Raw genomic sequence first — 8668 nt, forward strand, 5'->3', positions numbered from 1 at the left:
ACGGTGCGCCCGGCCGTGGCCCGGGTCGCGGACCCGGTGCCGGGGTCGCCCCGCCGTCGTTCGCTCCGCCCGTGGCGGTGGGTGACTGCTCGGTCATCTCGTCCTCATTTCCTTCTGCCGCGTGCCACGGCACCGTCGCCGGGATCGCACCGGACGTCGCCTCGCCGCCCCGGCTCGGACCGGCGCGGCATCCTCCTAGTGTGTACCAACCGTCGCGCGGGTGTCCGCCGTATCCCCGGGTACGCCCCGCCGGCCCCACCCGGCGGCGTCCTGCGACGGAGTCGTGGGCGGTCAGTAGGGTTTCGAGGTGTGAACACGTCAGTCGTCCTGGTCCCTGGCGCACCCGCGCTCGTGCCCGAGCTCTCCGGGACCGCGGCCGCGGACTCCACACGCGAGGTCGCCGAGGTGGTCCGGGTGCTCCGGCGGGCCGTCGGGGACGCGACCGCGGTCAGGGTCGTGGGCGCGGACAGCGGCGGACGCTCACTGGGAGACGTCCGATCGACGCTCGATCGGTGGGGGGCCGACGTCCAGGTCGGCCGGCCCTGTGCCCCGCCGGCACCGCACGAGGCCGTGCCCGACCCGGCGCTGATCGCGTGGTGGCTGCTGGACCGCGCGGACATCGACCTCCCGAGGGCCTTCACCGGCGTGACCGGGCGGTCGCTCACCCCGCCGCCGGTGGGGGCCGACGACCTCGTCGTCGTCGTCGCCGACGGACCCGCCTCCCTCACGCCGCGCGCCCCCGTCCCCGAGGACCCGCGCGGCGTCGACCTCGACTCCCGGCTCGCCCGGTGGATCCGCGACCACGGTGAGCTCCCCGACCCCGGGGAGGGAGTCGCCGCGGAGATCGGGTGGTGGAGCCGGCCCGCGTGGCGGGTCCTCGCGGACCTCGTGGGCGGGCGGGCCCCGCGCGGGAGTCTCTCCTGGGCACCGTTCGGCGTCGGCTACCACGTCGGGTGGTGGTCATGAACGGGCCGGCCCCGGTCGCCGTGGTCGGGCCGACGGGCACCGGCAAATCGGAACTCGCGTTGGATCTGGCCGAGCGCCTCGGCGGCGAGGTCGTGAACTGCGACGCGATGCAGCAGTACCGCGGCATGGACATCGGGACCGCCAAGCTGCCGCTGGATCAGCGGCGCGGCATCCCGCACCACCGACTCGACGTCCTCGATGTCACCGACACCGCGAGTGTCGCGGACTTCCGGGACGAGGCCGAGCGGGAGATCGCCGGGATCCGCGACCGGGGCAACGTGCCGATCCTCTGCGGCGGGTCCATGATGTACGTCCAGGCCCTGGTCGACGGGTGGAGCATCCCCGACACCGACCCGGAAGTGCGGGCCCGCTACGAACGGCGGCTCGAGGAGATCGGTGTCGCCGCCCTGCACGCCGAACTCGCGCGGGTCGACCCCGAGGCCGCCCGGGCGATCCTGCCCACCGATCCGCGACGCACCGTCCGGGCTCTGGAGGTCGTCGAACTCACCGGCCGGCCGTTCTCCGCGTCCCGCCCGACGATCGGGGAGCCACGCTTCGGCACCCGCCTGATCGGCCTGCGGTGCGCGCTACCCGAGCTCGACGACCGGCTGGCCGCCCGGACCGCGACGATGTTTGCCGACGGGCTCGTGGAGGAAGTGCAGGGTCTGGTCGACGTCGGGCTCCTCGACGGCGTCACCGCCCGCCGCGCGATCGGCTACGCCCAGGTGCTCGACGAGATGGACGACGCCCTGCGGATCGACGACGAGGGTCGCGCCCGCGCCGAGGAGAGGACGTTCATCGGCACCCGCCGCTACGTCCGCCGACAACGGTCGTGGTTCGGCCGCGACCACCGTATCCACTGGATCGACACCGACACCCGTGATCGCGCCGACGACGCCCCGCGGCCACTCGAGGTTGCCCTGCGGATCCTGGGGGAGGGGACGCGATGAGCGCATCCGGCGCGGGGCGTTCCCGCGTCCAGTCCGTCGACCGCGCGTTCGCCCTGCTCGACGCGCTGTCCCGCCGCGGGGGACGCGCGAATCTCGGCGAGCTCGTCGCCGACACCGGTCTGGCCGCCGCGACGGTCCACCGGCTGTGCGGCACGCTCGCCGAGAGCGGACACCTCCGCCGTGACGCCGGACGCGGTTACCTCCTCGGGCCCCGCCTCCAGCGGATCGGGGACGCCGCTCAGCGCGCGACCACCTCGTGGGCGGAGCCCGTTCTGCGGGCTGTCGTCGACGGCACCGGGGAGACGGCGAACCTCGCCGTCCGCGAGGGCGACGGCGTCGTCTACCTCGCCCAGGTGCCCTCGCCCCACTCGATGCGGATGTTCACGGAGGTCGGGCGGAGCGTCGAGGTCCACTGCACCGCCGTGGGCAAAGCCCTCGTGGCGGGCGATGACGACGCCGATATCCGGGCGCTGCTGGAACGGGCCGGCATGCGCCGCTACACCGACTCGACCCTCGTCGAGGTGGAGGCGCTGATCGAACAGGTCCGCGAGGTGCGACGCCGCGGATTCGCCACCGACGAGTCCGAGCAGGAGGAAGGCGTCCGATGCGTGGCCATCGCCGTCGGCTCGGGCGACGCCGCGTTCGCGATCTCCGCCTCCGGGCCCGAGGCCAGGTTCACCCGAGACCGCAGGGACGACGCCGTGGGCGTACTCAGGGCCGCGGTGGAGGGTCTCCTCGGCTGACCGTACGACGTGCCTCCGTCCCGATACCGGAAATCCGCTACTCCCGGTCCGGATTCGCTACCTCTGCAGGGGTAGCGGATGCCGAGGGGGAGCAGCGGATTCCCGCGGGGGGTTACAGCCCGTTCGCTGCCTTGAACTCGCGGCGACGGCGATGCAGGATCGGCTCCGTGTAACCGGACGGCTGCGTGGTGCCCTCGAGGATCAGCTCGCGGGCCGCCTGCCAGGCGATCGAGGACTCGACGTCCGGCGCCATGTCCCGGTAGGCGTCGTCGCCAGCGTTCTGCTTGTCGACGACCTCGGCCATACGGCGAAGCGAATCCTCCACGAACTCCGCCGTGACGATGCCGTGGCGGATCCAGTTGGCCAGCAACTGCGAGGAGATCCGCAGGGTGGCGCGGTCCTCCATGAGGTTGACGTCGTGGATGTCCGGCACCTTCGAGACGCCGATACCCTGCTCGACCCAGCGGACGACGTAGCCCAGGATGGTCTGGCAGGAGTTGTCGACCTCCTCCTTCTTCTCCTCGTCCGACCAGTCGGTGTTCGGGGCGAGCGGCACCGTGAGGATGTCGTCGACGCTCGCGCGACGACCGCCGGCGAGGAGCTCCTCCTGGCGGGCCAGGACGTCGACGCGGTGGTAGTGGGTCGCGTGGAGGGTCGCACCGGTCGGCGACGGGACCCAGGCGGTGTTGGCGCCGGCCTGCGGCTGGCCGATCTTCTCGGCGAGCATCTCCGCCATGAGGTCGGTCTTCGCCCACATGCCCTTGCCGATCTGCGCGCGGCCCCGCAGACCACACGCCAGGCCGGTGTCGACGTTGAAGTCCTCGTAGGCGTTCATCCAGCGCGCGGACTTCATCTCGCCCTTGCGGATCATCGGCCCGGCTTCCATGGAGGTGTGGATCTCGTCGCCGGTGCGGTCGAGGAACCCGGTGTTGATGAACACGACACGCTCCGTCGCCTCCGCGATGCAGGCGGCGAGATTCACCGACGTGCGGCGCTCCTCGTCCATGATGCCGACCTTGAGAGTGTTGGTCGGCAGGCCGAGGAGCTTCTCGACGCGGCCGAACAGCTCGGTGGTGAACGCGACCTCGTCGGGCCCGTGCTGCTTGGGCTTGACGATGTAGATCGACCCGCTGCGGCTGTTGCCGCGCTCGTTGCCCTCCGCGATCCCGTGCATGCCCGCCAGCGCGGTGATCAGCGCGTCGAGGATCCCCTCGGGGAGCTCGTTGCCCTCGGCGTCCAGGACCGCGGGGTTCGTCATGAGATGGCCGACGTTGCGGACGAACAGCATCGAGCGCCCGTGGAGGCGGACCTCCCCGGAGCCGTCCGGAGAGGTGTAGACGCGGTCGTCGTTGAGGACGCGGGTGAACGTCTTGCCGCCCTTGCTGATCTCCTCGGAGAGGTCACCCTTCATCAGGCCGAGCCAGTTGCGGTAGCCGAGCGTCTTGTCCTCGGCGTCGACAGCGGCGACGGAGTCCTCGAAGTCCATGATCGTCGTGACGGCGGACTCGAGGACCACGTCCTTGACGCCGGCCGCGTCAGTCGAGCCGATGGGGGAGTCCGGGTCGATCTGGATGTCGATGTGCAGGCCGTTGTTGCGCAGCAGCACCGAGGAGGGGCTGGCGGTGTCCCCGAGGTAGCCCACGAACTTCTCCGGGTCGGCCAGCCCGGTGGTCGCGCCGTCCGCGAGCGTGACCTGCAGCGTGCCGTCCACGACCGCGTACCCGGTGGTCCCCACGTGGCTGCCGGAGGCCAACGGCGCCGCGTCGTCGAGGAACTCACGTGCCCACTCGATCACCTTGTCGCCACGGACCTTGTTGTAGGAGTCGCCCTGTTCGGCGCCGTCGGTCTCGGGGATGGCGTCGGTGCCGTAGAGGGCGTCATAGAGCGAACCCCAGCGGGCGTTGCCGGCGTTGATGGCGAACCGCGCGTTGGTGACCGGCACCACCAGCTGCGGACCGGCGACGGTCGCGATTTCCGCGTCGACGTTCTCCGTGGTGACCGAGACCGACTCGGGCTCGGGCACGAGGTAGCCGATCTCCCGGAGGAACTCCTTGTACGCCGCCTGGTCGATCGGCGCCGGGTTCTCGTGGTGCCACGCGTCGATCTTCGACTGCAGCTCGTCCCGCACCGCGAGCAGCTCGCGGTTCCGGGGGGCGAGGTCGGCGAAGATCTCGGAGGCACCGGCCCAGAACGCGTCGGGGTCGACCCCGGTGCCCGGGATCGCCTGGGTGTTGACGAAGTCGTAGAGGACCTCGTCGACCTGGATACCGCCGACGGTGATGCGTTCGGACATCGATGCTCTCCTCAGGTAGGGGATCGTTCTCCCGACCGACTCTAATGTCCTCGTCGTGGCGCTTCATCCGCTATTTCCGCAGTGCGGAACGCCGGTCCGCCGCTAGTACGATCGCGACATGACTCCGGACCACAACACGCCGACGGCCACCGACGGCATCGCCTTCATCAAGGGCCACGGCACCCTCAACGATTTCGTGATCCTGCCCGATGACCACGCCGAGCTCGACCTCGACGAGACGCTGGTCCGCGCGCTCTGCGATCGACGCGGCGGGATCGGTGCCGACGGGATCCTCCGGATCGCCACCGCCGGCGCCCTCGTCGATCGCGGGGTCCTTCCCGCGCTACCGGACGGGGTCGACCCCGCGGACTGGTTTATGGACTACCGGAACGCGGACGGTTCGATCGCCGAGATGTGCGGCAACGGAGTCCGGGTGTTCGCCCACGCTCTGGTGGCCACGCACCGGGCCGACATCGGAACGATCGCCATCGGCACGCGTTCCGGGCCGCGGCCCGCGACGATTGTGTCCCGCTCCGGCGACGACGCCACGGTCCGGGTCGACATGGGCGAGCCGCGACTGCTCGGACTCTCCTCGGCAGAACTCGGCGGCCGCACCTTCGCGGGCGTGGCCGTCGACATGGGTAACCCCCACCTGGCCTGCGTCGTGCCCGGGCTGGACGCCGCGGCTCTGGCCGCCCTGCCGGTCGCCGACCCCCCGACCTTCGATCGCGACTTCTTCCCACACGGTGTCAACGTGGAGATCGCCACGCCCCTGACCGGGGGCCGGGTGACCATGCGCGTGCACGAACGGGGAGCGGGGGAGACGATGTCATGCGGGACCGGCATCGTGGCGACGGCGGTCGCCGCACTGGCCGACGCCGGACGCGGCAGCGGAGACGTCGTCGTGGCGGTACCGGGCGGGGAGGTCGAGGTCCACCTGGCCGACGGCGGTTCGACCCTCACCGGTCCGTCCGCGCTCGTCGCCAGCGGCCGGTTCCACGGCGGTGCGTATCACACGCCCGCATACGCGACACACGCGGCCCCGATGTGAGATGATGCTGGGGAATGACTATTGATCACACGGCCGTTGAGCGGCCGACACGCGACCTCGATCCATCCATCGGCGAACTGCAGCTCGAGGAGAGATCCTCGCTGCGCCGGGTGGCGGGTCTGTCAACCGAACTCCAGGACGTCAACGACGCCGAGTACCGCCAGCTCCGACTGGAGCGGGTCGTACTGGTCGGCGTGTGGACCGAGGGGTCCGCAGCCCAGGCGGACGCCGCGATGGCGGAGCTCGCCCAGCTCGCCGAGACGGCGGGCTCCGAGGTCTGCGACGCTCTCATCCAGCGCCGCGACAAGCCGGACGCGGCGACCTTCATCGGCTCGGGAAAGGTGAGCGTTCTCAAGGACGTCATCGCCGCGACGGGTGCCGACACCGTCATCTGCGACGGTGAGCTCACCCCGGGTCAGCTCCTGGCGCTGGAGAAGGCGGTCAACGTCAAGGTCATCGACCGGACGGCGCTGATCCTCGACATCTTCGCCCAGCACGCGACCAGTCGCGAGGGCAAGGCGCAGGTCTCCCTGGCGCAGATGGAATACATGCTCCCTCGTCTCCGCGGGTGGGGTGAGTCGCTCTCCCGCCAGGCGGGTGGCCGGGCCGGCAGCAACGGTGGCGTCGGCCTCCGTGGCCCCGGTGAGACGAAGATCGAGACGGACAGGCGCCGCATCCGCGAGCGGATGGCGAAGCTGCGTCGCGAGATCAAGGGCATGAAGCAGTCCCGCGACACCAAGCGCTACCGCAGGCGTGCCACGCCCGTTCCGTCGATCGCTATCGCCGGATACACCAACGCCGGCAAGTCGAGCCTGTTGAACCGGATCACCGGCGCCGGCGTCCTCGTACAGAACGCGCTGTTCGCCACCCTCGATCCCACCACCCGCCGCGCCGACCTCCCCGACGGGCGATCGGTCGTGTTCACCGACACGGTCGGCTTCGTCCGGCATCTGCCCACGCAGTTGGTCGAGGCGTTCCGGTCCACGCTGGAGGAGGTGGTCGACTCCGAGCTGCTACTCCACGTCGTGGACGGTTCGGACGCGTTCCCCCTTCGTCAGATCGAGGCGGTCCGCAAGGTGATCAACGAGGTGGTGGAGGAGCAGAACGCCGAGCGCCCCCGCGAGTTGGTGGTCATCAACAAGATCGACGCGGCCGACCCGGTGGTGCTCACCGAGCTGCACCACGCCCTGCCGGACGCGGTATTCGTCTCGGCGGCCACGGGGCAGGGTGTCGACGAGCTGCTCGAACGGATCATGCAGATCGTGGCCTCCGGTGACATGGAGATGACTCTAGAGGTCCCGTACACGCGGGGTGACGTGGTCGCACGGGTCCACACCGAGGGTGCGGTCGTCGAGGAGGAGCACACCGACCGTGGCACTCGCCTGGTCGTGCGGCTGCCCGCCTCGGTGGCCGGTGAGCTCGGCGAATTCGTCTCGGACAGCAGTACGCGCGACGGGGCCGCCTGACCGGCCCCTGCGACGACGACGCCGCCTGACCCGATCGATCCCGGGCAGGCGGCGTCGTCGTCGAGGGCCGGTTCAGAGCTTGCGGAACACCGTGACGACCTTGCCCAGGATTGTGGCGTGCTCGCCCGGGATGGGACTGAAGGACGGGTTGTGGGGCAGGAGCCAGACCCCCGTGGAGTCCTTGCGGAAGGTCTTCACGGTCGCCTCACCGTCGATCATCGCGGCGACGATATCGCCGTTGTCCGCTACGTTCTGCCGCCGCACCACGACGTAGTCACCGTCGCAGATCGCCGCGTCGATCATCGACTCACCGACCACCCTGAGCATGAACAGGTCCCCGGACCCGACGAGGTCGGTCGGGAGGGGGAAGACCTCCTCCACGGCCTGCTCGGCCAGGATGGGGCCACCCGCAGCAATCCGGCCGAGGACCGGGACGTAGACGGGCTCGACCGCTCCGCTCGGACGACGGACCTCGCTGGTCGGCGACCGGCGACCCCGGGCCTTCTGCCCGGGCACCCCGTGGACGTCGACAGCCCGCGGCTTGTGCGGATCCCGGGTCAGGAACCCCTTCTTCTCCAGGGTCCGCAGCTGATGCGCTACCGACGACGTCGATTGCAGGCCCACCGCGTCCCCGATCTCGCGGATGCTCGGCGGATAGCCGCGCTCCTTGACCGTGTCGTGGATGTGCAGTAGCACGCTCTTCTGTCGGTCTGTCAGTGAGTCGAAGTCGGGCTTCGGCATCTCGGGTCCCTTCGGCGAATGGATGTTCGACGTCGTCATCTGTGTACACCCTATCGCCCCTCAGCGGGGAGCGCCACACACACACGTTCGAAGTTTTTCGTCGCGGAATGGTGACCTTGTCGGAGTCGCGTGATACAACTCTAGGCGTATCGGGATTCGAACAGACGTACACAGAAACCCATACGGTTGTGCGAATCCGCTTCGCACACCGTATCGAGCAGGGAGTGGACATGACCATTCTGGAGATGCACTCGCACACCGACTCCACCGCGCGCTGGACGGAGATCTGCGCGGCAGAACACCGCGCTCCCGCACCGAGCGCGGACGGTGTCCGCCGGGATCCCGACCGGTCCGGTGAGCGTCAGACCCGTGGGCGTACCGGGACCCGACCCGGCGCGCGGCCGGTGGGCCGTCGCGACTCCGCCTCGCCCAACCGCGGCGCCTCCGCCGACCGGGTC

8 protein-coding genes are annotated in these 8668 nt (G+C 70.4%); 6 read left to right on the forward strand and 2 right to left on the reverse strand.

The genetic code is table 11. The annotated features are described in order from the left end of the window. The first annotated feature begins 309 nt into the window (after positions 1-309). From HMPREF3086_RS00410 to HMPREF3086_RS00420, 3 genes are read left to right on the forward strand one after another with little or no spacing between them, the layout of a single operon-like run. Positions 310-966, forward strand: a complete 657-nt coding sequence (locus HMPREF3086_RS00410; RefSeq protein ID WP_070719678.1) for a class III extradiol ring-cleavage dioxygenase family protein — start codon at positions 310-312, stop codon at positions 964-966. Further along, a complete protein-coding gene (miaA, locus tag HMPREF3086_RS00415; protein ID WP_070719681.1) occupies positions 963-1916 on the forward strand; it encodes a tRNA (adenosine(37)-N6)-dimethylallyltransferase MiaA in 954 nt (317 codons plus the stop codon). Before HMPREF3086_RS00410 ends, miaA begins: the two co-directional genes overlap by 4 nt. Further along, entirely contained in the window at positions 1913-2659 is a 747-nt protein-coding gene (locus HMPREF3086_RS00420) for an IclR family transcriptional regulator (protein WP_070719679.1), read from the forward strand. The genes miaA and HMPREF3086_RS00420 overlap by 4 nt, the downstream gene beginning before the upstream one ends. A 112-nt stretch (positions 2660-2771) precedes the next feature. Here HMPREF3086_RS00420 and HMPREF3086_RS00425 read toward each other — a convergent pair whose 3' ends face one another. Beyond that, positions 2772-4952 carry a malate synthase G gene (locus tag HMPREF3086_RS00425; RefSeq protein WP_070719680.1) on the reverse strand — a complete coding sequence of 727 codons (2181 nt, stop codon included), beginning with the start codon at positions 4950-4952 and terminating at the stop codon, positions 2772-2774. A gap of 118 nt (positions 4953-5070) precedes the next feature. Here HMPREF3086_RS00425 and dapF point away from each other — a divergent pair, with 118 nt between their 5' ends. Next, complete coding sequence (gene dapF / locus HMPREF3086_RS00430) at positions 5071-6003, forward strand: diaminopimelate epimerase (protein ID WP_061227714.1); 933 nt, start codon at positions 5071-5073, stop codon at positions 6001-6003. 14 nt (positions 6004-6017) lie between these two features. Next, complete coding sequence (gene hflX, locus HMPREF3086_RS00435) at positions 6018-7469, forward strand: GTPase HflX (protein WP_061227713.1); 1452 nt, start codon at positions 6018-6020, stop codon at positions 7467-7469. Between the two features lie 72 nt (positions 7470-7541). On the opposite strand, the gene lexA is transcribed toward hflX, so the two are convergent. Then, positions 7542-8210, reverse strand: coding sequence for a transcriptional repressor LexA (gene lexA / locus HMPREF3086_RS00440; protein ID WP_043566147.1), 669 nt, complete (start codon positions 8208-8210; stop codon positions 7542-7544). Positions 8211-8440: 230 nt separating this feature from the next. On the opposite strand from lexA, the gene HMPREF3086_RS00445 reads away from it, so the two are divergent. Continuing rightward, positions 8441-8668, forward strand: a 228-nt coding sequence (locus HMPREF3086_RS00445; RefSeq protein ID WP_141763929.1) for a hypothetical protein, incomplete at its 3' end; no start/stop codon positions are given.

The organism is Dietzia sp. HMSC21D01, assembly GCF_001815995.1.
In the GTDB taxonomy this organism is placed as follows: domain Bacteria; phylum Actinomycetota; class Actinomycetes; order Mycobacteriales; family Mycobacteriaceae; genus Dietzia; species Dietzia cinnamea.

What these genes read in the sequence shown, in the direction of transcription:
- miaA (WP_070719681.1), top strand. Translation starts at nt 963, where the DNA reads ATGAACGGGCCGGCCCCGGTCGCCGTGGTCGGGCCGACGGGCACCGGC.
- hflX (WP_061227713.1), top strand. Translation starts at nt 6,018, where the DNA reads ATGACTATTGATCACACGGCCGTTGAGCGGCCGACACGCGACCTCGAT.
- dapF (WP_061227714.1), top strand. Translation starts at nt 5,071, where the DNA reads ATGACTCCGGACCACAACACGCCGACGGCCACCGACGGCATCGCCTTC.
- HMPREF3086_RS00420 (WP_070719679.1), top strand. Translation starts at nt 1,913, where the DNA reads ATGAGCGCATCCGGCGCGGGGCGTTCCCGCGTCCAGTCCGTCGACCGC.
- HMPREF3086_RS00425 (WP_070719680.1), bottom strand. Translation starts at nt 4,952, where the DNA reads ATGTCCGAACGCATCACCGTCGGCGGTATCCAGGTCGACGAGGTCCTC.
- lexA (WP_043566147.1), bottom strand. Translation starts at nt 8,210, where the DNA reads ATGCCGAAGCCCGACTTCGACTCACTGACAGACCGACAGAAGAGCGTG.